The 22,396-nt window shown below is 64.4% G+C and carries 25 protein-coding genes; 4 read left to right on the top strand and 21 right to left on the bottom strand.

Annotated features, from left to right (window positions below; translation table 11 throughout):
- Window positions 1-15 precede the first annotated feature (15 nt).
- From pth to RBB31_RS18900, 3 genes are all read left to right on the top strand, one after another.
- Complete coding sequence (gene pth / locus RBB31_RS18910) at window positions 16-723, top strand: aminoacyl-tRNA hydrolase (protein WP_306130816.1); 708 nt, start codon at window positions 16-18, stop codon at window positions 721-723.
- 64 nt (window positions 724-787) lie between these two features.
- A complete protein-coding gene (locus RBB31_RS18905) occupies window positions 788-1,951 on the top strand; it encodes a serine hydrolase (RefSeq protein WP_306130815.1) in 1,164 nt (387 codons plus the stop codon).
- Between the two features lie 77 nt (window positions 1,952-2,028).
- A complete protein-coding gene (locus RBB31_RS18900; protein WP_306130814.1) occupies window positions 2,029-2,412 on the top strand; it encodes a DUF2237 family protein in 384 nt (127 codons plus the stop codon).
- 58 nt (window positions 2,413-2,470) lie between these two features.
- On the opposite strand, the gene RBB31_RS18895 is transcribed toward RBB31_RS18900, so the two are convergent.
- The 15 genes from RBB31_RS18895 to RBB31_RS18825 all read right to left on the bottom strand — a co-directional run bounded on the left by RBB31_RS18895 (window position 2,471) and on the right by RBB31_RS18825 (window position 16,935).
- Entirely contained in the window at window positions 2,471-3,076 is a 606-nt protein-coding gene (locus tag RBB31_RS18895) for an extensin family protein (protein ID WP_306130813.1), read from the bottom strand.
- Between the two features lie 5 nt (window positions 3,077-3,081).
- Window positions 3,082-3,999, bottom strand: a complete 918-nt coding sequence (locus tag RBB31_RS18890; RefSeq protein ID WP_306130812.1) for a prephenate/arogenate dehydrogenase family protein — start codon at window positions 3,997-3,999, stop codon at window positions 3,082-3,084.
- A complete protein-coding gene (hisC, locus tag RBB31_RS18885; RefSeq protein WP_306130811.1) occupies window positions 3,996-5,081 on the bottom strand; it encodes a histidinol-phosphate transaminase in 1,086 nt (361 codons plus the stop codon). The genes RBB31_RS18890 and hisC overlap by 4 nt, the downstream gene beginning before the upstream one ends.
- Window positions 5,082-5,241: 160 nt before the next feature.
- Window positions 5,242-6,663: a homospermidine synthase gene (locus tag RBB31_RS18880; RefSeq protein WP_306130810.1), complete on the bottom strand. Its 1,422-nt coding sequence runs from the start codon at window positions 6,661-6,663 to the stop codon at window positions 5,242-5,244.
- A gap of 84 nt (window positions 6,664-6,747) precedes the next feature.
- Window positions 6,748-7,368 (bottom strand): 30S ribosomal protein S4, encoded by a 621-nt coding sequence (gene rpsD, locus RBB31_RS18875; RefSeq protein WP_306130809.1) that lies wholly within the window; start codon window positions 7,366-7,368, stop codon window positions 6,748-6,750.
- A 225-nt stretch (window positions 7,369-7,593) separates the two neighbouring features.
- Complete coding sequence (locus tag RBB31_RS18870) at window positions 7,594-8,061, bottom strand: SRPBCC family protein (RefSeq protein WP_306130808.1); 468 nt, start codon at window positions 8,059-8,061, stop codon at window positions 7,594-7,596.
- Window positions 8,058-8,399, bottom strand: coding sequence for a metalloregulator ArsR/SmtB family transcription factor (locus tag RBB31_RS18865; RefSeq protein WP_306130807.1), 342 nt, complete (start codon window positions 8,397-8,399; stop codon window positions 8,058-8,060). Before RBB31_RS18865 ends, RBB31_RS18870 begins: the two co-directional genes overlap by 4 nt.
- Before the next feature lie 205 nt (window positions 8,400-8,604).
- On the bottom strand, window positions 8,605-9,003 hold the full coding sequence (mnhG, locus tag RBB31_RS18860) for a monovalent cation/H(+) antiporter subunit G (RefSeq protein ID WP_306130806.1): 399 nt from the start codon (window positions 9,001-9,003) through the stop codon (window positions 8,605-8,607).
- Window positions 9,000-9,287 carry a K+/H+ antiporter subunit F gene (locus RBB31_RS18855; protein ID WP_152475805.1) on the bottom strand — a complete coding sequence of 96 codons (288 nt, stop codon included), beginning with the start codon at window positions 9,285-9,287 and terminating at the stop codon, window positions 9,000-9,002. The genes mnhG and RBB31_RS18855 overlap by 4 nt, the downstream gene beginning before the upstream one ends.
- The gene (locus tag RBB31_RS18850; protein WP_306130805.1) at window positions 9,284-9,784 is read right to left on the bottom strand and encodes a Na+/H+ antiporter subunit E; all 501 of its coding nucleotides are present in this window, start codon (window positions 9,782-9,784) and stop codon (window positions 9,284-9,286) included. Before RBB31_RS18850 ends, RBB31_RS18855 begins: the two co-directional genes overlap by 4 nt.
- A 1-nt stretch (window position 9,785) precedes the next feature.
- On the bottom strand, window positions 9,786-11,435 hold the full coding sequence (locus RBB31_RS18845; RefSeq protein ID WP_306130804.1) for a monovalent cation/H+ antiporter subunit D: 1,650 nt from the start codon (window positions 11,433-11,435) through the stop codon (window positions 9,786-9,788).
- Window positions 11,432-11,791, bottom strand: coding sequence for a Na+/H+ antiporter subunit C (locus tag RBB31_RS18840; protein WP_306130803.1), 360 nt, complete (start codon window positions 11,789-11,791; stop codon window positions 11,432-11,434). The genes RBB31_RS18845 and RBB31_RS18840 overlap by 4 nt, the downstream gene beginning before the upstream one ends.
- Window positions 11,791-14,667: a monovalent cation/H+ antiporter subunit A gene (locus RBB31_RS18835; RefSeq protein WP_306130802.1), complete on the bottom strand. Its 2,877-nt coding sequence runs from the start codon at window positions 14,665-14,667 to the stop codon at window positions 11,791-11,793. Before RBB31_RS18835 ends, RBB31_RS18840 begins: the two co-directional genes overlap by 1 nt.
- Window positions 14,668-14,845: 178 nt before the next feature.
- Window positions 14,846-15,910 (bottom strand): Hint domain-containing protein, encoded by a 1,065-nt coding sequence (locus tag RBB31_RS18830; RefSeq protein WP_306130801.1) that lies wholly within the window; start codon window positions 15,908-15,910, stop codon window positions 14,846-14,848.
- Between the two features lie 98 nt (window positions 15,911-16,008).
- Window positions 16,009-16,935: a lipid A-modifier LpxR family protein gene (locus RBB31_RS18825; RefSeq protein ID WP_306130800.1), complete on the bottom strand. Its 927-nt coding sequence runs from the start codon at window positions 16,933-16,935 to the stop codon at window positions 16,009-16,011.
- A 336-nt stretch (window positions 16,936-17,271) separates the two neighbouring features.
- Between RBB31_RS18825 and RBB31_RS18820 the strand changes: the two genes are divergently transcribed.
- Window positions 17,272-18,054 carry an arylmalonate decarboxylase gene (locus RBB31_RS18820; RefSeq protein ID WP_306130799.1) on the top strand — a complete coding sequence of 261 codons (783 nt, stop codon included), beginning with the start codon at window positions 17,272-17,274 and terminating at the stop codon, window positions 18,052-18,054.
- 105 nt (window positions 18,055-18,159) lie between these two features.
- On the opposite strand, the gene RBB31_RS18815 is transcribed toward RBB31_RS18820, so the two are convergent.
- The 6 genes from RBB31_RS18815 to RBB31_RS18790 all read right to left on the bottom strand — a co-directional run bounded on the left by RBB31_RS18815 (window position 18,160) and on the right by RBB31_RS18790 (window position 22,369).
- Complete coding sequence (locus RBB31_RS18815; protein ID WP_306130798.1) at window positions 18,160-18,747, bottom strand: GNAT family N-acetyltransferase; 588 nt, start codon at window positions 18,745-18,747, stop codon at window positions 18,160-18,162.
- Window positions 18,747-19,148, bottom strand: coding sequence for a ketosteroid isomerase-related protein (locus RBB31_RS18810; protein WP_306130797.1), 402 nt, complete (start codon window positions 19,146-19,148; stop codon window positions 18,747-18,749). The genes RBB31_RS18815 and RBB31_RS18810 overlap by 1 nt, the downstream gene beginning before the upstream one ends.
- Complete coding sequence (locus RBB31_RS18805; RefSeq protein WP_306130796.1) at window positions 19,145-19,606, bottom strand: low molecular weight phosphatase family protein; 462 nt, start codon at window positions 19,604-19,606, stop codon at window positions 19,145-19,147. The genes RBB31_RS18810 and RBB31_RS18805 overlap by 4 nt, the downstream gene beginning before the upstream one ends.
- A gap of 5 nt (window positions 19,607-19,611) precedes the next feature.
- On the bottom strand, window positions 19,612-20,091 hold the full coding sequence (locus RBB31_RS18800) for a UPF0262 family protein (RefSeq protein ID WP_152475813.1): 480 nt from the start codon (window positions 20,089-20,091) through the stop codon (window positions 19,612-19,614).
- A 124-nt stretch (window positions 20,092-20,215) separates the two neighbouring features.
- Complete coding sequence (gene hisD, locus RBB31_RS18795) at window positions 20,216-21,520, bottom strand: histidinol dehydrogenase (RefSeq protein WP_306130795.1); 1,305 nt, start codon at window positions 21,518-21,520, stop codon at window positions 20,216-20,218.
- 81 nt (window positions 21,521-21,601) lie between these two features.
- Window positions 21,602-22,369 (bottom strand): hypothetical protein, encoded by a 768-nt coding sequence (locus RBB31_RS18790; RefSeq protein WP_306130794.1) that lies wholly within the window; start codon window positions 22,367-22,369, stop codon window positions 21,602-21,604.
- Window positions 22,370-22,396 lie beyond the last annotated feature (27 nt).

Below are 22,396 nucleotides of genomic sequence, written 5' to 3'. Positions count from 1 at the left end.
AACGGGTGATCGGCAATGCTGCTTTTCGTGGGCCTGGGCAATCCGGGCGGCAAATATGAGAAGAACCGCCACAATATCGGCTTCATGGCGCTCGACCGCATCGCCGCCGATCACGGCTTCGCGCCTTGGCGGGCAAAGTTCCAGGGCCAGCTGACCGAGGGCAAGCTCGGCTCCGAAAAGGTCCTGCTGCTCAAGCCCGAAACCTTCATGAACAAGTCCGGCCAGTCGGTCGGCGAGGCCATGCGCTTTTACAAGCTGACCCCCTCGGACGTCATCGTCTTCCACGACGAGCTGGACCTCGCCCCCGGCAAATGCCGCGTCAAACAGGGCGGCGGCCACGCCGGGCACAACGGCCTGCGCTCCATCCACGCCCATATCGGCGAGGATTACGGCCGCGTCCGCCTCGGCATCGGCCACCCGGGCCGCAAGGATCTGGTGTCGCATTACGTGCTTCAGGATTTCGCCAAGGCCGACGCCGACTGGCTCGACGACTTGCTGCGCGGCCTGTCGGATGGCGCCTCCGAACTGGCCGCGGGCCATAACGACAAGTTCCTCAACGCCGTTTCCCTGCGCACCGCACCCGCCCGCTCCTCGAAATCCGCCCCGAAACCGCAAGCCGAAGCGAGACCGGCGGCAAAGCCCGACGAGCCCGACGAGTCCCCCGCCCCCTCGGGCACCGAAGACCGCAGCCCCCTGCAAAAGCTCATCGACAAGTTCAGGTAACGCCGCGTTCCCCTTGCCGCCCCGCGCCCCTGGTGCTTTGCTGCCTGTCGGGGAGGACCACACCATGCGCCGCATCCTGAAATGGACGCTCCGGATACTTGCCGTCCTGGCCATCGCCGCCATCGCCATCGGCCTCTGGAAGCGCGAGCAGATCGCGCGCCTCATGGCGGTCAACACGCTCTTCGAGGCCGAGCACATCGTCGAGAATTTCTCCAACATGGACAGCGCCTTCCTGCACACCTCCGTGCCGCGCGGCGACGCCCCCGTCATGCCCCTGCCCGAGGGCCAGCCCATGACCTTGCCGGACGGCACCGAGGACTGGATCGACACCCGCGCCGTCACCTCGCTCATGGTCCTGCACCAAGGCGAAGTCGTCCACGAAAGCTATCACCTCGGCACCTCACCCGACGACCGCCGCATCAGCTGGTCGGTGGCCAAGTCCTTTCTTTCGGCGTTGATGGGCATTGTCGTGGCCGAGGGCGATATCGCCTCGCTCGACGACCCGGTCACGCAGTATGCCCCGATGCTGAAGGGCAGCGCCTATGACGGCGCCACCATCCGCAACGTGCTGCAAATGACCAGCGGCGTGCGCTTCGACGAGGATTACCTGGATTACGATTCCGACATCAACCGCATGGGCCGCGTGCTGGCCCTGGGCGGCACGATGGACGGCTTCGCCGCCGGCCTCACCGAGCGGGACGCGGAATCCGGCCAGCGCTGGCAATACGTCTCCATCGACACGCATGTCCTTGGCATGATCATCCGCGGCGCCACGGGCCGCGACATCCCCTCGCTGCTGTCGGAAAAGATCATTGCCCCGCTCGGGCTCGAGTCCGCGCCTTACTACATCACCGACGGCGAAGGCGTGGCCTTCGTGCTCGGCGGCCTAAACCTGACCACGCGCGACTATGCCCGCTTCGGCCTGATGATCGAGCAGAACGGCCAGCTGGGCGGCCGGCAAGTCGTCCCCGCCGACTGGATCGCCGAGTCCACCGCCCCCAGCGCCCCCACCGAGCCGGGCCAGATCGGCTACGGCTACCAATGGTGGATACCGCAAGGCGCCGAGCCGGGCCAGTTCATGGCCCGCGGCATCTACGGTCAGTACATCTATATCGACCAGGGCCGCGACGTGGTCATCGTCACCACCGCCGCCGACCGCGCCTTCCGCGAGCCGGGCGTGAACGACGCCAACATCGCCATGTTCCGCCGCATCGCCGAAACGTTCTAGGGCCGCGACACCCCGCCTCCCTTGCCCCACGGGCGCGGCCCGTGCAGGATATGCCCAACCGGACCAAGGAGCACCGCATGGCTATCGAAATGGACACCTCCGTCAACGTGCTGGGCGGCAAGCTCGAAAGCTGCTCCACCGCGCCGATGACCGGCTTTTTCCGCGACGGGCACTGCAACACCTGCGCCGAGGATCAGGGCAGCCACACGGTCTGCGCCCTGATGACCGCCGAATTCCTCGCCTATTCCAAGTACGTTGGCAACGACCTCTCCACGCCGCGCCCTGAATTCGGCTTTGACGGTCTCAGACCCGGCGACCACTGGTGCCTTTGCGCCGGCCGCTTCCTTCAGGCCCATGACGAAGGCTGCGCGCCCAAGGTCCGGCTCGAGGCCACCCACGCCCGCGCGCTGGATATCGTGCCTATCGACGTGCTGAAAGAGCACGCCTCCGACACAGCCTGACGCGTGGCTGCTCTCGCCGTGCAGATTTCTTGAGCTTCACCCGGTCGAACCTGGATGATTACCGGCAGTACGATCCGTTCCGGTGCTCCGCCGTGTCGAAATGGAAGTGGTCGTTGTGATACCCGTCGGATCCCGGCCCCAACACCGTGCCGAATGGCCCGCAAGCGCTGCTGTGCAACTGCCGCAGGATCTTGCCCCGCTTGCCCGTGCCCCAGTCGTTCAGCACGGAAATATCCGTACCGTCCCGCAACCTAAAGGCCGAGATGTCGATCGCGTTGCCCTTGGAATGCTCCGACAGCCGAGCGCCGCGCTTGTGGTTCCGGGTGCGGCACACGTAGTGCGCTGCCACTTTCAGGCTTACGACGCCGCCGCCCGTGTCTCCCACGATCGGCTTCATGTCGTTCTTCACCCAGGCATTCAGGGTCTGCGCGGTCCGGCAATTCATCGTCGCGGGCTGGCTCAGCAGAACCCCGCCGACCGCGTCCACCTCGACGGCGTTGGCGATCCCGCAGGCGCCGCTTCCCGGCACATCGCCCACCACGACGCCCTGTATCGACGGATCACCGCAGACCGCACCACGCGTCACCAGCTCGGGGTCATCCCTGTCGCCACCGCCAAACGAACAACTCGCCAGAAAGACTGGAAAAATCCACGCCAAGCGCATCCTGCTCACCTTTTTTTCACGCGCCCGAAATCCGGCGCATCCGTATCTTGCCCGGCATCGATAATACCACGCCGGATGCTCCTCGTCCGCGTAAAATACGCGTGCAGCAAATCGCCGTCCCCGGTGCGGATCGCCCGCTGCAGCGCAAAGAGTTCCTCGGTGAACCGGCCCAGCACTTCCAGCGTCGCGTCCTTGTTGGTCAGGAACACGTCGCGCCACATCGTGGGGTCGCTGGCGGCAATCCGGGTAAAGTCGCGGAAACCAGCGGCGGAATATTTGATAACCTCGCTGTCGGTCACCCGGCGCAGGTCGTCGGCCACCCCCACCATCGTGTAGGCAATCAGGTGCGGCGTGTGGCTGGTCACGGCACAGACAAGGTCATGGTGATCGGCATCCATCTCGTCGGTCCGCGCGCCCATAGCCTGCCACAGCTGTTCCAGCCGGTCCACCGCCTCCCGGTCGCTGCCTTCGACCGGCACGATCAGGGTGTATTTGTTGTCGAACAATTCGGCAAAGCCCGAACGCGGCCCCGAATGCTCGGTGCCCGCCATCGGGTGCGCCGGCACGAAATGCACGCCATCGGGCAAGTGTGGGCCGACCGCCTCGATCACGGCCTTCTTGACCGATCCCACGTCGCTGACCGTCGCGCCCGGTTTCAGCGCCGACGCGATCTCTTCGGCCACGGCGCCCATAACGCCCACCGGCACGCACAACACCACCAGGTCCGCGCCCTCGACAGCCTCGGCGGCACTGCCGCAAATCCGGTCGCACAGCCCGATCTCGCGCGCCACGGCGCGGGTCTCTTCCGACCGGGCATAGCCCGTGACCTCGCCCGCCAGCCCCGCGCGCTTCATCGCCCAGAACATCGACGACGCGATCAGCCCCAGCCCGATCAGAGCAACCCGATCGTAGATCACGCTCATTCCGCGTCTCCCATGAAGTGACCGACGGCATGGGCCACACGGCGGCAGCTGGATTCGTCGCCAACCGTGATCCGCAGACAGTTCGGCAGGTTGTAGCCGGCCACGCGCCGCACGATCAGCCCTTCGGATTTCAGGTACTCGTCACAGGCCTCGGCCTGTTCCCGGTCGGCAAAGCGGGCCAGGATGAAATTGGCCAGCGACGTGTCCGAGGGTACGCCATGCCCCGCCAGCGCCTCGGCCAGCCAGGCCCGCATCCGCGTGTTGTCGGTCCGGCATTTCTCGGCCCAGGCCTGGTCGCGCACCGCGGCCTCGGCGGTGACCAGCGCCGCCTGGCTCAGGTTGAAGGGCCCCCGCACCCGGTTCAGCACATCGATCACATGCGCCGGGCCATAGCCCCAGCCCACGCGCAGCCCGCCCAGCCCGTAAAGCTTGGAAAAGGTCCGCGTCATCACCACGTTCTCGCGCGCATCCACCAGGCTCGCGCCTCCGTCAAACCCTTCGACATACTCGGCATAGGCTCCGTCCAGCACCAGCAACACATGCTCCGGCAGCCCTTCGGCCAACCGCGCGATCTCACCGTCGCCCACCATTGTGCCCGTCGGATTGTTGGGATTGGCGACAAAGACCAGCCGGGTCGCATCCGTGACCGCCGCCAGGATCGCGTCCACATCCGTTACCCGCTCGCGCTCGGGCACCTCCACGGGCGCCGCGCCGTTCGACAGCGCCGCGATCTTGTAGATCGCAAACCCGTGCTCGGTATGGATCACCTCGTCGCCCGGCCCCGCATAGCACTGGCACAACAGCGACAGGATCTCGTCACTACCCACACCGCAGATGATCCGGTCGCGGTCCAGCCCGTGTACCTCGGCAATCGCACCGCGCAGGCCGGCATGATCCGTCGACGGATACCGGTGCAGGTCGAACGCCACCTTGCGAAACGCATCCTTTGCCGCCTCGCTCGGCCCGAACGGGTTCTCGTTCGAGCTGAGCTTGACCACGTTGCTCACCCCCTCGACATGGCTGGCTCCGCCCACATAGGGCGCGATATCCAGTATCCCGGGCTGTGGCATGATCTTGGTCATATGATGTCTTTCCTCGCGGGGCAGCGACACGCACTGTGCCGGGCCGCAGCAGCCCGGAACAGGTGGTCCTCGTCCGCATTACCGGCAGCGGCGTGTCGTGACCAGCCCCGCGATGATCAAATCACACGACCTGCGGCGTCCAGACCACGCCGCACCCGTCTCATGACGCCAGCACGTTCCGGAAAAGCCACGGATCGCTCTCGTCGATATCCTCGGGGAAATGCTCCCACCGGTCCTGCAAGGGCGTCCAGTCGGTATAATGCGCCTCCACCGGTCCCAGATACGGCCGCTGCACCTCAAGGCACCGGGCATGGTCCATTTCGTCGGTCTCCACGATGCCCGCTTGCGGGTTCTCCAGCGCCCAGACCATGCCCGCCAGCACCGCGCTCGTCACCTGAAGGCCAGTGGCGTTCTGGTAGGGCGCAAGGTCCTTGGTCTCCTCGTTCGACAGGCGCGAGCCATACCACATCGCGTTCTTCTCATGCCCGTAAAGCAGCACGCCCAGCTCATCGATGCCGGTCACGATCTCGTCCACGTCCAGGATCTCGTGCGTGGTCTGCTGGCGGCCGGCCCCGAACATCTCGTGCAGCGACAGCACCGCGTCGTCGCAGGGGTGATAGGCATAGTGGCAGGTGGGCCGGAACTCCGGCGCCTCCGCCGCGCCGACCGTGTAGAAGTCGGAAATCGAGATCGCCTCGTTATGGGTCACAAGAAAGCCGAATTGCGGCCCCGGCGTCGGGCACCACGTATGCACACGCGTGATCGCCCCCGGCCGCTCCAGCCAGATGCCCGCGCGACAGCCCGTCTCATGGCTGTGCCCGTTCTCGGGAAACCACGTCTCATGCGTGCCCCAGCCCAGCTCGGCGGGCTGGAACCCCTCGGCGATGAAGCCTTCGACCGACCATGTGTTGACGAAATGCCCCCGTGGCCGCGGCAGCGCCCGCGCCTGCGTGTCGCGCTCTGCGATATGCACGCCCTTCACGCCCAGCCCCTGCATCAGCCTGGCCCAGCCTTCCCGGTCCTTCGGCGCGTCCGCATCCTTGCCGGTATCGCGGGCCAGCGTCAGCAACGCTTCCTTCACGAACCAGCTGACCATCCCGGGGTTGGCCCCGCAGCAACTCACCGCCGTGGTCCCGCCCGGATTGGCTGCCTTCTCGTCCCGCACCGCCTGCCGCAGGGCATAGTTCGTCCGCGCCGCGTTGTCTGTCGTGTCGAAGTAATACCCCGCCCAGGGCTCCACCACCGTGTCGATGTAAAGCACGCCCTGCTCGCGGCAGAACTTCATCAGGTCGAGCGACGAGGTATCCACGCTCAGGTTCACCACGAACCCCTTGCCCGGCTCGATCAGCCCGCCCAGCAATTCGCGGTAGTTCTCCTGCGTCACCGCCTCTGGGATGAACCGAAGACCCAATTCGCGCAAAGCCTCGTGATTGGCCGCGTTCGGCTCGATCACCACGAATTTCTCGGCATCATAGTCGAAATGCCGCTCGATCAGCGGCCAGGTCCCCTTCGCGATCGACCCGAAGCCGATCATCACGATGGTCCCGTCGATACGCCCGTACTTTGGAAAGTCCTGTGCCATGCTCTGCGTCTCCTTCACTTGCAAATGCAAAAGGCCGCGCCCAGCGGCGCGGCCTTCCGGATCAGGTGCTGCAGACCTAAGAACTTAGTTCTGCGCGTAGAATTCGATGACCAGGTTCGGTTCCATCATCACCGGGTACGGCACGTCGCCCAGCGAAGGCGTCCGCACGAAAGTGGCGGTCAGCTTCGAGTTGTCCACGTCGATATAGTCCGGCACGTCGCGCTCGGGCAGCTGGGTGGCCTCCAGGATGGCGGCCATCTGCTTGGAACGGTCGCGAACCTCGATCACGTCGCCCTCTTTAACACGGTAGGACGGGATGTTCACCAGATGACCGTTCACGCGCACGTGACGGTGGTTCACGAACTGACGCGCGGCAAAGATGGTCGGCACGAACTTGGCACGGTACACGACCGCGTCCAACCGGCGCTCCAGCAGGCCGATCAGCAGCTCGCCGGTGTCGCCTTTCAGACGCTCGGCCTCGCGGAAGATGCGGCGGAATTGCTTCTCGGTCAGGTCGCCGTAATAGCCTTTCAACTTCTGCTTCGCGCGCAGCTGCAGACCGAAGTCGGAAATTTTGGCTTTGCGGCGCTGGCCGTGCTGGCCGGGGCCGTATTCGCGGCGGTTGACCGGGGATTTCGGACGCCCCCAGATGTTTTCACCCATCCGGCGGTCGATCTTGTATTTGGCAGCAGTTCTCTTCGTCATCTGCTGATCTCCTTCGTTTCAGGTTTCGAAGGGCGTTGTCCTCTCCCCGTCCCGGGCTTGACCCGGGATCTCGGGCGACAGGCATCCCCTTGCGAGGGCCACCAACACCAATGAAGCCGCGCTTATATAAGGGTTCGGGGCAGAGTCAACACGTCGCTTCGCCCAATCCGCACGTTTCCCGCAACGCAGGCGTAGGGTGGGTGAAAACCCACGCGCCCTCGCCCTCTACCTCAAGCTCTGCGCGTACTCCTCCAACTGCGTCGCCACCGTGCCCCAACCATCGAAGAACCCCATGTCCTCGTGGGTCTTCTTCGCCTCGGGCGACCGATGCCGCGCCGTCGCGGTATAGATCGTGCCGCCCTGACCGTCGTCCGCAAGGTCCAGGATCGCCGTCATGAACGGGTCCGGCACCGGCGCCCAACCCTCGGTATAGGTATCGGTAAAGACAAGCCGTTCCATCTCGACCACCTCCAGGTATACGCCCTTGTTGTCCATCAGGTGTCCGTCCACGTTCATCACCGTGTTGAACCGCCCGCCCACGCGCAGGTCGATTTCGCAGCTCTCGATGCTGTGCGGCTTGGGCACGAAGAAATGCTTGATGTGCTCCGGCGTGGTCCAGCACTCCCAGATCAGCGCACGCGGAGCGTTCAGGGTGCGGGTAAAGCTCAGATCGGTTTCGGGATTCAGATTCATGTCTTTCGGTCCTTCATCAAGGTTGCAACGTAATCGTCCAGCTGATCCAGCCGGCCTTCCCAGATCCGGCGCTGATCGCTCAGCCAGTCGTCGACCGGCGCGAACGCGTCCGGGGCCAGGGTGCAGGTCCGGGTCCGGCCCTGCTTGTCGGAGGTGACCAGCCCGGCCTCCTCCAACTTTTTCAGGTGGCTCATGAAGGACGGCAGCGCCATGTCGTGTGGCGCGGCCAGTTCGCTGACACTCGCGGGGCCGCGTGCCAGCCGTTGCAGGATAACCCGCCGCGTCGGATCACCCAGCGCGCAGAAACACAGGTCCAGCTTCGAATCATACTTAGCCATACGACTAAGTAATCCACCAAGCGGGTCCGCGTCAATAACACTAAGCCAAAAAGCTAACTTTTAGCCGAAGTTCACGTAGGGTGGGTGAAAACCCACGCGACGGCGCGGCCCTAGGGCGCACCGTCTCGCCTTGTTCCGCGTGTGCAAAATTGGAAAACTGCCGTCCCGGACCCGATCCGGGACCTCACGCCACCCTGTCGCGCGCCTACTCCCGCGCCTTCGCCGCGTCCGCCTCGGCCTCTTTCTCCACGTCCGGGTCCGTCAGGGTCGACCACGTGTCATCCCGCGGCGGGCTGGGCGGGGTCTCGCAGGCCCGCTTGTGGATGTTCACCTTGGCGATGAAATGCGCCGAGATCGGCGCCGTCACGAACAGAAACGCCATGATCAACGGCTCGTGAAAGGACCTGTCGCCAATCAGGAAAGAGTGGATCAACGACGCCAGCAGAAACATCCCGATCCCCAGCGTGCCCACCTTGGTGGGCGCGTGCAGGCGCGCCATCGGGTCGTTGAACTTCAGCAAGCCGAAGACGCCTACCATGACGAAGCCCGAGCCCACCAGCAGGCAGAACGCGACGGCAAGATATCCGATGTCGATCCAGCTCATTCGATGATGTCCCCCCTCAGGATGAACCGTGCCAGTGCGACCGTGGACACGAAGCCCAGCATCGCGATGAGCAACGTGACCTCGAAATAGACCTGCACGCCCTGGTAGATGCCCACCATCACAACCAGCCCAAGCGCGTTGATCACCATCGTGTCCAGCGCCAGGATCCGGTCCCCCGGCGTCGGCCCCATTACCAGGCGCACCATCGAAAGAAGCTGCCCCAGTGCCAGCGCCACGAAAGAAATGACGATCGCGATATCCATGATGTCGGCAGGGTTGCTCATCCGAAAATCTCCTCCAGCCGGGCCTCGTAGCGGGTCTTGATCTCGTCGCGCACGCCGTCCGGGTCGTCGGTGTGCAGCACGTGCACCAACAGGCTGTGCCCCTCGTCCGACAGGTCCGACGACACCGTGCCGGGCGTCAGCGTGATCGTGCCTGCCAGGACGGTGATCGCCTCGGGCTGGCGCAGATCCAGTGGCACCACGATCCAGGCCGGCTTCAGCTTGTCGTTCGGCACCGTCAGCACGATCCACGCCACCTGAAGGTTGGCGATGATGATATCCCAGATCACGATCAGGCCATAGGTGAACATACGAAACAGGTTGAAGCCCTTGGGCGTGTCCGGCCACCAGATCGACGTCATCCAGGGGATGATGATGCCCAGGATCAGCCCGAACACCGCCATCCCGGCGGAAAATCCGTTCTGCAACAGCACCCAGACCAGCGTCAGCAGCAGGGTCAGGAAAGGATGCGGGATCAGCCAGTAGAACGCGCGCGTCATGTCAGTACCCCTCGTCCTCTTGCTCGTCACCATAGCCGCCGCTGGTCTCGCCCGCGGCCGCGTCATCGCCATAGCCGCCGTCGCCATGTCCGTCGTCCCCATAGCTGCCCTTGGCCTTGTCCTCGGGCCGGCCCAGCTTGCCCGGCGTTTCCAGCACGGTTGAGATGTAAGGCTCGGGCGCGAACAGCTGTGCCGAGATCGCCCTGGTATAACCGTGCACCTGCCCGGCAAAGACCGTATGCGCAATCAACAGCGCCACCAGCCCGCCGACAGCGGTATAGCTCAGCGCCGACGGCGCGGCCAGCAGCGGCGCCCCCTCGGGCCGCGCGACGCTGCGGGCCTTCCAGAACACGTTGCTGCCCGCCCGGGCAAACCCGACGATGCTGATCAGGCTGGAGGCCAGCACCACGGCCCAGATCCACGCCATCTGCGCGCTGTCATAGGCTGCGTCCAGCACCAGCAGCTTGCCCAGGAACCCCGACAGCGGGGGCAGGCCCGCCATGGCAATCGCGCCGACAAAGAACAGCCCCGCCGTCAGCGCCGCCCCCGCCACCGGCGGCTGTGCCGTCAGGTTCAGGTTGTCGCGCCCCGACCGCGCCAGGTCGGTGATCAGGAACAGGATCGCGCCCGCCAGCGTCGAATGCACGATGTAATAGAGCGCCGCCGCGATCCCGTCCTCGGTGAACAGCGCAATCGCCACCATCACCATGCCCATCGACCCGATGATCGAGAACGCCACCAGCCGGTCCAGCTTCTTGGCCGCCAGCACGCCGATCATGCCGATCGCCAGCGACACCAGCGCGGCCGGCATCAGCCACACCACGTGCAGCCCCGCCGTCGCCTCAAGGTCGGGTGGGAAGATCATCGTGTAGACCCGGATGATGGCATAGGCCCCCACCTTGGTCATGATCGCAAAGAGGGCCGCCACCGGCGCCGGTGCCTCGGCATAGCTCGACGGCAGCCAGAAATGCAGCGGCACCAGCGCCGCCTTGATGGCGAATACCAGCAGCAGCAGCACGGCGGCCACCCGGATGCCCACGGTCTCTTCCGCGCCGATCTGCGTGACCCGCTGCGCGAGGTCCGCCATGTTCAGCGTCCCCGCCTCGGCATAGATCGAACCCAGCGCGAACAGAAACAGCGTCGAGCCGATGAGGTTGTAGAGCACATACTGCACCCCCGCCCGCAACCGTTCATTGCCGCCCGCATGGATCATCAGGCCGTAGGAGGCGATCAGCAGCACCTCGAAGAACACGAACAGGTTGAAAAGGTCGCCGGTCAGGAACGCGCCCATGATCCCCATCAACTGGAACTGGAACAGCGCATGGAAATGCCAGCCCCGCTCGTCCCATCTCGACCCGATGGCATAAAGCAGCACGAACAGCGCCAGCACCGAGGTCAGCAGCACCATCAGCGTCGACAGCCGGTCGCCCACCAGCACTATTCCGAACGGCGCGGCCCAGTCGCTCAGCTGATACAGGATCACGTCACCGTCCGACACGGACCACGCAAGGCTTGCCGAAATGGCGATCAGCGCCACGACACCGGCCACGGAAAAGGCCCGCTGAATACCGAAATGAAACCGTGCGGCCAGCACGATGAACGGCGCCAGCAACGCCGGCAGCACGACGGGCGCGATAATCCAATGGGTCATTGCTGGCCCTCCGCCTGCGCGTCTTCGTCTTCCTCGGGCTGGTCGTCCACATGGTCGTCATCCGCGCCCAGGAACGATCCCAGCGCGATCATCACCACCACCGCCGTCATCCCGAACGAGATCACGATCGCCGTCAGCACCAGCGCCTGCGGCAGCGGATCGGTATAGGTCTCCACCCCGTCCACCAGTACCGGCGGCGCCCCCACGGTCAGCCGCCCCGAGGCGAACAGGAACACGTTCACAGCATAGGTCAGCAGCGAAATCCCCAGGATCACCGGGAAGGTCCGCAGCCGCAGCACAAGGTAAAGCCCGCCCGCGGTCATGACACCGATGGCCGATGCAACAAGAAACTCCATCAGACAGGCCCCCCGCTTGCGCCCACCGTTTTCGGCGGGTCATCCCGAGACGGGTCGATATCCATCGGGTGTTCCGTGTCCGGCGTATGCGCCCGCCGCGCCAGCCGCGAGAAGCTCTCGAGGCTCAGCATCACCGCGCCCACCACGGCCAGGAACACGCCCAGATCGAACAGCGCCGCCGTCGCCAGCTCGAACTTCTCGAAGGGCGGAATGCGCACATAGGTGAAATCCGAGGTCAGGAACGGCTTGCCCACGAACCACGACCCGATGCCGGTCAGCCCGGCAATCAGGACGCCGGCGCCGATCACCCCGTGATAGGGGTATCTCAACCGCTGTGACGTCCAGGCAAAGCCGCTCGCCATGTACTGCATCACCACGCCGATCGACACGACCAGCCCGGCGATGAACCCGCCGCCAGGCTCGTTATGGCCGCGCAGGAAGATGTAGAAACCGACCATCATGACCACCGGCATGATCACCCGCGTCAGCACCACCATCATCATCGGATGCATGTCGCCCGCCCGCGGCTGGTCCGGCTTGCGGTTCAGCAGCCGCGCCCGCACGTTGCTGTTCAGCAGCGTCTCGGTCAGCGCATAGATCAGCAGTGCCGCGATCCCCAGCACGATGATCTCGCCATAAGTGTCGAAACCCCGGAAATCGACGAGGATCACGTTCACCACATTGGTCCCGCCGCCGCCCTTATAGGAGTTGGCCAGATGATACTCGGAAATCGGGCTGCTCACCGCATCGCGCAGAAGGTAGTGATAGGACAGCCCGAATGCCGCCAGCCCACCGACGATGCCCACGCCCGCATCGCGCACCCGGCGCAGCAGGCTGCTTTCCACCGGCGTCGTCTTGGGCAGGAAATTCAGCGCCAGAAGCAGCAGGATGATCGTCACCACCTCGACGGTGAACTGCGTCATCGCCAGATCCGGCGCGCTGAAGAAGATGAAGCCCACCGACACCATCAGCCCCACGATCCCGATCAGGATCAACGAGAAGAAGCGGTTGCGATGCAGGATCACCAGCGCCCCGGTCGCCGCCACCAGCATCAGCCATCCGGCGATGGTCACAGCCGTCGCGGGCTGCATGCTGCGCGTGGCTTCCGCCACGGTCCCGGTGGCCCACGCATAATAGCCCACCACGATGATCGCCACCGACCCCACTGCGGCATAGCGCGTGAACGATCCGTTATGAATCGGATGGATCAGCGCCCGCGCCCCCGCCGCTGCCGTCTCGACGATCCACTCGAAGATCACCTTGGCCTCGGGCCGCGGCGCCGCATCCCACAGCTTGAGCAACGGCTTGAACAGCGCCAGCACGATCAGCCCGCCCACCACGGCGGCGATCGACATGTAAAGCGCCGGCACCAGCCCGTGCCAGATCTTGATGTATTTCACCTCCAGCGGTTCGACCCCGCCAATGACGGCCTTTGCCACAAGGAACACGAAATCCTGCACCAGGAACGGCGCCACGCCGATCACCACCACCAGCACGACCAGGATCGCGGGCGGCAGCCACATGCCCGCCGGCGGATCATGCGGCTTGGCCGGGTAATCGTCGCGCACCGGCCCAAGGAAGGTGTGAGAGATAAAGCGGAAGCAATAGGCGGCCGAAAACAGCGAGCCAATCACCGCCAGCGCCGGCACGAACCACCACGTGTCGAACAGCACCGTGTGGTTGGCCTCCTCCAGCATCATTTCCTTTGACAAAAAGCCATTGAGAAGCGGAATCCCCGCCATCGACAACGCCGCCAGCGTGGCGATGACAAACGTCACCGGCATCAGCTTGCGCAACCCACCAAGCAGACGGATATCCCGCGTGTGTGCCTCGTGGTCGATGATCCCCGCCGACATGAACAGCGCCGCCTTGAACGTCGCGTGGTTCAGGATGTGGAACACCGCCGCCATCGCGCCAAACGCCGTCCCGGTGCCCAACAGCATCGTGATCAGCCCCAGGTGACTGACCGTCGAGAACGCCAGCAGCGCCTTCAGGTCATGCTTGAAGAGCGCAATGACCGCGCCCAGCACCATCGTGATCAGCCCCGCCGTGGTGACGATCACGAACCATTCCGGCGTGCCCGACAGAACCGGCCACATCCGCGCCATCAGGAAGATCCCCGCCTTCACCATGGTGGCCGAATGCAGGTAGGCGCTGACCGGCGTCGGCGCGGCCATCGCGTGCGGCAACCAGAAATGGAACGGGAACTGCGCCGACTTGGTGAAACACCCCAGCAGGATCAGGACAAGCGCCGGCACGTACATCGGATCGGCCTGGATCATCTCGCGGTTTTGCAGGATCACGCTCAGGTCGTAACTGCCCACGATCTGGCCCAGGATCAGCATCCCCCCGATCATCGCCAGGCCACCCATACCGGTCACCGCCAGCGCCATCCGCGCGCCCTGTCGACCCTCGGGCAGATGCTTCCAATAGCCGATCAGCAGGAAGGACGACAGCGAGGTCAACTCCCAGAACACCAGCAAAAGCAGGATGTTATCGCTCAGGACAATCCCCACCATCGCGCCCTGGAACAGCAGCAGATAGGTGAAGAACTCGCCCATATGGTCTTCGCGGCTCAGGTATTGCCGCCCATAGGCGATGATCAGCATCCCGATGCCCAGGATCAGGAAGGCAAAGAAGAACCCCAGCCCGTCAAGCATCAGCGTGAAGTTCAGCCCCAGCGCCGGCATCCAGTCGATTTGCGCCATCACCGTGCCGCCGGCCAGAACCGTCGGAAGGTTGGTCAAAAGCCCGATGAACGCCGCCAGCGACACCGTGAACGTGACCCCTGCACAGGACGACCGGCCCGCCGAATTCATCAAGCCCGGCAGAAGGGCGCCGAAAAACGGAAGTGCTACGATAAAGAAGAGGGACACGCGAACTCCTTGGCGTAACAGGTTCGTAAATTCCGGCCTAAACTGCATTCCAGCGACGGGAGTGCAAGAAAAAACGACACCGGGCCCTCGATATAAGGGGTGGTTATTGCATCATAAATTCGTGCATATGCAGCAAGGCACATCCCTCGGGACATCCCGCCTGCAACCTTCTGTCGCGTCAGGCCGCCTCGTGCATCAGGATCGCCGCTTCCGACGCGCTCAGGTTGCGCCGCGCGAACCCGCCATAGGTCTGCGGCTCGAATTCCAGCGTCGGATTGTACTCCAGAAGCCGCTTGCGATCGTCCTCGTCCAGCGCCTGAAGCGAGGCCGAGGCGGGATGAAAGCTCTCGGTCTGCACCCCGTTGGCCCACAGCACCTGATGGCGCGGCAACAGCAGATGCACATAGGTCACCTCCCGCGCCGCAAGGTCGATGGCGATGTTGCCGCCGTTGATCAGGTCCTTGGCCGACACCAGCACCTCGGGCGTGTTGTAAAGCGTCTGCGCGATCTCGCCCTCGACCAGCATCCGGTGCTCGGGGCTGACCAGCAGTTCCTCGTCCGGCCGCTCGACACCCAGCGCGCCCGCGCGAATGCGCACCGGCCGCAGATGCGGCATCGCAAAGAGCCGCGCCCCGGTCATCCGGCGGCTGCCGATCCACTGGATTTCCTCCGCGCCGTTGTCCTTGGTCTGCACATAGTCGCCCTCGCGCAACTCCTCGATCAACCGTGGCCCGTCCGGCGTCTCGATCCGGGTGCCCGGCGTGAAACAGATCACCCCGCCGCTTTCCACGTCCGTCGTCTGGCTGCGATGCGCGCCCAGCGCCTGATGCACCACCCACATCTCGGTATTTCTCGGCGGAATGTCGTCAAGGAACATCAGCAGTGGCGGCGCACCATGCCCCACGTCGATCACCGTGATGGTATAGCTTCGAACTCCGTTGGTCACCACGAATCCGCTGTCCATCAGCGGCTCGCGCACCTCCACCTCGTCCAGTTGCGTCGTGCCCGTGCGCGCGGCCTTCACCAGCCGCCGCACCAGCTTGGCCGCGCATTTGCGGCTCATTGCGTCCCGTTCCGTCCGCTCCAGGCGCAGAACTTCGTTAGGCCCGTCCACCCGCACCAGATCCCCGCGCCAGGACCATGCGGCCCCCACGTTCAGAGACTGGACAGGAGCGGCGTCCAAACCGTCCACTTCCGTCTGCGACCAGGATATGACGAACGCGCCCCGAAAGGTCGTTCCCATTGCCTGTATGCCTGCCTTTTGTAGTCTTTTTTAGTCTTTTTGTGCCGGCAACCTAACAGGCGCGAATCACTGTGGGAAGAAATTTCAAGGGGTTACGTTCAGAAATTGAGGCGTAGTCGCACGGAGCCCACAAGCTGGCCTTCCTTTTGCGCCTCGAATTCCTCGCCCAGCCAGGTCAGGCCATAGAACACCGTGCCACCCCGTTTGCCCTGCCAGTTGACGCCCGTGCGCACCCTTGTCCGCGCATCGGTCAGCTGAATGCCCCGGTCGCGGTTCAACAGTTCGCTGCTGTCCACATAGGCGACGTCAGCGCCGAAGACAAAGCTCGCGCCGGGCGCCTCGTTGCCCTGCACCGCGACATACCGCTGGCCGGTCACCGGGTCGCGCACCAGCAGGCCATCGCGCCCGCGCTGGCCGATCGTCATGTCAAATCCCACCCGCGCCAGCGTCTCGAACCCCCAGCGCCCTTCGACAAAGGGCCGAAGTTCGGCATTGCCACCAAGGTCGAAGCTGCGGCCGGCTTCCATCACCAGTTCGGGGGTCACGTCGTTGCTGACCTGGTTGCGGCGCACCCGGCCGGAAATGTTCCGCCCGCCCAGGTAGTCGTGAAGAAACTTCTGCAAATCGTCGAGGCCGGTCTGCGGCCCGGTCACCACCACATCCACGCCCACGGCATAGTCCATCGCACCTCGGGCGAAATGCGTGTGCAGCCCCAGCGACAGCGCGCCGCCAAAGGGCCGGTCGCCCGGCGCGGGCCTGTTCAGATTCTGGGGTGACACGATCCGCCCGTTGAAGCGCAGCTCCAGCACCTCGCCAAAGCCCGGCGGCAGACGCCCGTCCCAGCCCCGGCCCCAGATCCGGCTGGTCGAGACCGAGCCGGTCTGCCAACGGTCGTGCAGGTCGCCGAAAATGTCGTTGGTCGCCAGCCAGCCATAGCCGATCCGCTCGCGCGGGGTGGCGTCGGCGGACTGACCCGTCGCCAGCACGGCAAAAGCGGCAAAAAACGCTGCAAGGAGGCGCGTCATGTCGATCGTCCCATTCCCTTCGCCCCCCCGGGCTCTGAAGGGGTACACCGAAAGCGCCGCGCGGAGCCATTGTCGATCTCCCGAATTTCCGCACCGTGGGCTTCACGCAACAATCCCGCCACCCGTCCCGGGCCTGACCCGGGACCTCACGGTCGCAGGAGATCCCGGATCCAGTCCGGGATGAAGTCCGGTCGCGTGTCACCGCACGATCATCCGCTGACCGAACGGCCAACTTCGGCAATCCCCGAAAGAGGACGTTGCGGCGACCCCGGGAAGACCCGGGACCTGATCCATGCTACCCTCCACCCCGACACCTACCGCAAAGGCCCCTCGCGCATGACCAACGCTGCCCCCCTTTCCGACGCCGCCCGCGCGGCGGTCCTCTCCGCCCCCCGTTTCGACGAAGGCGTCCATCATCGGGCCCGCGTCGGCTTTGTCCTCATCCCCAACGAACAGACCACCGAGCACGAGATGATTCGCCACCTTCCCCCCGGCGTCGGCGCCTTCTTCGCCCGCGCTTCGATGCCGCGCGAAATCTCCACCGACAGCCTCGCGCAGGTTCGCGAAACCCTCGCCACCGCCGCCGCCCGCATCCTGCCCGACGATGGCCTCGACGTGATCTCCTTTGCCTGCACTTCGGGCACCGTCGCCGTGGGCGAGGCTGAAACCTGCGCCGAACTGGCCAGGGGCGCTCCGGGGGCGCACGCCACGTCACTCGCCGGGTCCGTCCGCAAGGCGCTCGGGGCCTTGGGGCTGCGGCGCATCGTCTTGGGCAGCCCCTACACTTCCGACCTCAACGACACCGTCGCCCGCTTCCTCGCGCGGTCCGGTATCGAGGTCCTCGCCACCCACGGCATGGGCCTCCACTACGACACCGAGATGATCCGCGTCGCGCCCGATTACATCTTCGACTTCGCTTGCGCCATCGACCGCCGCGAGGCCGACGCCGTCCTGATCAGTTGCGGCGCGTTGCGCAGCATCGAGGTGGTCGACCGGCTCGAACAGCGCTTGGGCAAGCCGGTGATCTGTTCGAACCAGGCGATGCTCTGGGACGTGCTGCGCCTCGCCGGGATAGAGGATCGCCTGACGGGTCTCGGGCAGCTTTTGCGCAACCACTAGCGCACGCCCGGTTAACCACGGTCAGTCGCGAAAATCGCACCGTCGGCGTACCGCTGAAATACCGACACGATACCGACGTTCCGTTTTCCCGGGCGATCGGCGCTATTAACCTTCGAGTCGCCGCATCCAGAATTGCAGCGGGTGATCGGTCTCATGCGGCTGGTCGATATCCTTCCAGCGATAGGTCGCAACGGCCCCCTCGACCGGGGCATATCCCCGCTTGCGCCAGAACCCGTCCAGCGGCCGATAACCCTCTGGTCTCAAAGGATGATTTTTCGGGCGCATCACGCCGCAAAAGGCGACGTAGTCGCGGCCCAGCGCCCTTGCATGGGCTTCCCGCGCATCGAAGAATGCATGCCCCAGCCCGCGGCCGCGGTACTCGGGCAGCAAAACGCTCTCGGCACAATAAAATATATCTGTCATTGCAATATCTTGACCTGAAAACGCCGCCCCGAAATCCTCGGCGTGGTCCTCCATCGGCGTCCCCGTCGAGGCCCCCACCAGCCGGTCCCCGTCGAACGCCGCCACCATTATCGCGTCCTCGCTCTGCCGATAAGGCTCCAGATAGGCCCGCTCGTAGGCGGCATTGCCATCGTAAAGGTATGGAAAATCACGAAAAACCGTGATCCGCAGCTGCGCCACCTCGTCCAGCGCCGCCGCAAGCCCCTCGCCCGTCAGCCGCTCCACCCGCATCAGGCGCTGACCTGCCGCGTCCAATCCGCAAGGTTGTAATAGGTCACGACCCGCGTGATCTTGTTGTTTTCCAACGAGAAAAACGACCCCGCCGGCAGCTTGTAGGTTTGTCCCTTTGCCTCCGGAAGCCCTTCGTCTGTCGCCAGGTAAGTCCCGTTAACCACAAACTCCGCCGCGCCTCGCGTGCCGTCTTCGGCCTCGAAAATCACCATGTTATCAAGGTGTTCCTTGTAGCAGCGGCTCATGTGCTCGCAGAACGCCGCAAACGCCGCCTTGCCCGTCCGCACCTGCCCTTCATTCACGTGGTGCGCCACGTCCTCGCTCAGGCACTCCAGCATGCCGTCCACGTCGCCTTTGTTGAACGCTTGGAAATACGCGTCGATTACATTTTTTGCAGTCATGTCAAATCCTTGGGGTTTCCCCACCTTTTCTTCAGATGCTCCACGATCTGGTCGCGCGTCTGGCGATAGGCGTTCAGCTTCGCCTCCCGCGTCTCCCCCAGCCCGGTCGGGTCCATGATCGGCCAATAAACGACGTCGAGATGGAAAACCCGTGTCAGATCAAGGGCTTTGCGCTGGCTCGCCGGGCTGAGCGCGACCACAAGGTCAAACGAGGACAGATCATCTCCCCATTGCTCCATCTCGTCGAAGCTGCGCGTGCGGTGGCGTGCCAGCTCTACGCCGATCTCGTCGCAGACGGCGATCGAGAACCCGTCGATGTCCATGTCCCCCATCACGCCCGCCGATTGGACGTAAGTGTCTGCGCCATAGAACTTTTTCATGATCCCCTCGGCCATCGGAGACCGAACCGCATTGTGATCGCAGCAAAACAGAACGGACTGAGGAAGCTCCTCGACCATTCGCGTCAGCTCCCGAAATGCAGCACGCAGATCAGCGTGAACAGGCGCCGCGCGGTATCGTTGTCCACCTTCGCCTTGCCCTCCAGCCGCTCCTCAAGCACCCGGGCGCCCTCGTTGTGAATGCCCCGGCGGGCCATGTCGATGGTTTCGATCTGGCTCGGCGGCATGTTCTTCACTGCGTCGAAATAGCTTTCGCAGATCGCCCAGTAATCCTTGACCACCTGTCTAAAGGGCGACAAAGAAAGGTGAAATTCCGCTGCGGGCGCATCATCCTCGGTGCGAATGTCGAACACCAGCCGCTTCTCGCGGATCGACAACCCAACGCGGTAAGGCCCATCTGGCGCGACCCGGTCGTCGCGGATGGGCAGGCTGAACGAGTTCTCCTCGATCAGATCGAACATCGCCACTTTCCGCTCCTGCTCGATCTCGGGCGTGGGCGGCGGCAGGTTGGCATCATCCAACTCTATATGACAGATACGGCTCATGGGTCTTCTCTTCGGCAGTCTCGATCCTGCCTACCCCACCCCCCGGGAACGAGCAATGCAGCCGAACGTCCTGTCATGGCGTTTTTGCGACGATGTGACCCGCAAGGCCCGATCAGCCAGCCGGCTAGCCTTCGTTCAGCTTGTCCAGCCGTGCCCGTACGCTCAACCCGTGCGCCTCGAGGCTCTCGGATTGCGCGAGCGTCTCCGCCGCCGGTCCGATTGCCTTCAATGCTCCGGGCGTCATTCGCGCCATGGTGGTTTTTTTCATGAAATCCAGCACGTTGAGCCCACTGGAAAAACGTGCGGAGCGTGCCGTGGGTAGAACGTGATTCGGTCCGCCGACGTAGTCGCCGATCGCTTCCGGAGTCCAGGCGCCAAGGAACATCGCGCCCGCATGCGTGATCTTGTCGGCCAAACTTTCGGCCTCGGCCACGCATAACTCGAGGTGTTCCGGCGCGATCCGGTTGGCCAGCGTCGCGGCCTCGTCCATGTCTTCGACCACGATCACCGCGCCGAAATCGCGCCAGCTTGCCCCGGCAATCGCCCGACGTTCCAGTGTTTCCAGCCGCGACGCTATCGCCGCCTCCACCGCATCAGCAAACGCGACATCATCGGAGATCAACAGGGCCTGCGCGCTCTCGTCGTGCTCCGCCTGGCTCAACATGTCCAGCGCGATCCAGTCCGGCTCGTTGTCGCGGTCGGCGATCACCAATATCTCCGACGGCCCGGCGATCATGTCGATACCCACCCTGCCGAAAACCCGCCGCTTGGCCGCCGCGACATAGGCGTTGCCCGGTCCGGCGATCTTGTCGACCGGCGCGATGGTTTCGGTGCCATAGGCCAGCGCCGCGATTGCCTGCGCCCCGCCCACGCGGTAGATCTCGTCCACCCCGGCGATCTGTGCTGCGGCCAGGACGGCGGGAATTGCCACACCATCCGGCGTCGGCACCACGATCGCCAGCCGCTTTACCCCTGCCACCTTGGCCGGGATCGCGTTCATGAGCACCGAAGACGGATAGGACGCAAGCCCGCCGGGGACGTAAAGGCCCACCGCGCTGACCGCCGACCAGCGCCAGCCCAGTGTTGCGCCGCATTCGTCCTGCCAAGAGGCATCCTCTGGCAGTTGCCGTTCGTGATAAGCCCGGATGCGCGCGGCCGCCAGTTCCAACGCCGCCATCTCGTCCCGTGGGACATCCGCCACCAGTGCCGCGATTTCCTGTGGCGAAAACCGCAACCGGTCCGGCGTCAGTTCCTGCCTGTCGAACTTTGCGGTCAGTTCGATCAGCGCCGCGTCGCCCCGCGCCCGCACATCTGCGATGATGCGCGCCACGGTTTCGTCCACATCGGGGCTGTCTTCACGTTTGGCGTTCAGCAGCGCGGTGAACCGCGCCTCGAAATCTTCGTCCTTGGTGGTCAGTCGCACCGGCATGGGCATCCTCCTGTCGCCGCGCAGACTTAGACCGACGCCTGCCGCGCCTCAAGCCCCTGCGCCACCAACGCCAATTCGGTGTTACCGCACAAGGCTCGCCGTATAGTCGGCTAGGATACGCAGGCCCGATGGCGTGGCATCCGCGATCAGCCGCCGAGCAAACCCGATGGCGCCCTCGCAGTAAAGGCCGGGATCCTCCTCGTCCGACCAAAGATAGGCCTGCATCGCGGGCGTCGTCTCGCCTTCCGCCTCGCGCCAGCCCTGCAGGAAGATCCGCCAGTCCGCTTCAGACGGTTTTTCAAAACTCTCCGGCGTGTCCCGTCCCGCCGCCATCGCCGCGAACTGCGCGGTCAGCCAGCGGCCATGCAGGTCCGGTTCTATCCGGCTCAGCTCGACACGGTCCAGCCTGCCCAACCCGCCCTTGGCGACGCGAATACACAGATCCGGCGCATCGGTCAGGCCCTTGAGAAGCGCCAGCTGCGCCCGCTGGATCTCCATCAGGGGGTCGCGCCCCGCATTGCGGACATGCATGGCGTTATCGGCCCGCAATTCGGCCACGAAGGCATCACTTTCGGCCATCAGTTCGGGGCCGAGGTCGTGCCGAGCCAAATCGGTATCCAGCGCGATCTCCTCGATCTCCTCGACATGCTCGGCATAGTCTTCGGGAAAGCCGGCTTCAATGGCGTCGTAAAGGCCGGGGAACGAGCGTTTTCGGATCTCCTCCATCAGATTGCCGTCATCCACCAGATCCCGGTGCGCGGCCTCGCCGATGGTGAGCGACTGCATGACGAAATAAATCAGAACAACACCCAGCGGAACGGCGATGATGACGAAGCGCGCGATATTCATGCCTGCCGGCCCCGCCTCTGGACGCGC

Source organism: Roseovarius sp. MMSF_3350, assembly GCF_030733425.1.
Taxonomy (GTDB): domain Bacteria; phylum Pseudomonadota; class Alphaproteobacteria; order Rhodobacterales; family Rhodobacteraceae; genus Roseovarius.
The sequence above is the reverse complement of the archived record's forward strand: the minus strand, read 5'-3'. Positions and strand labels throughout refer to the sequence as shown.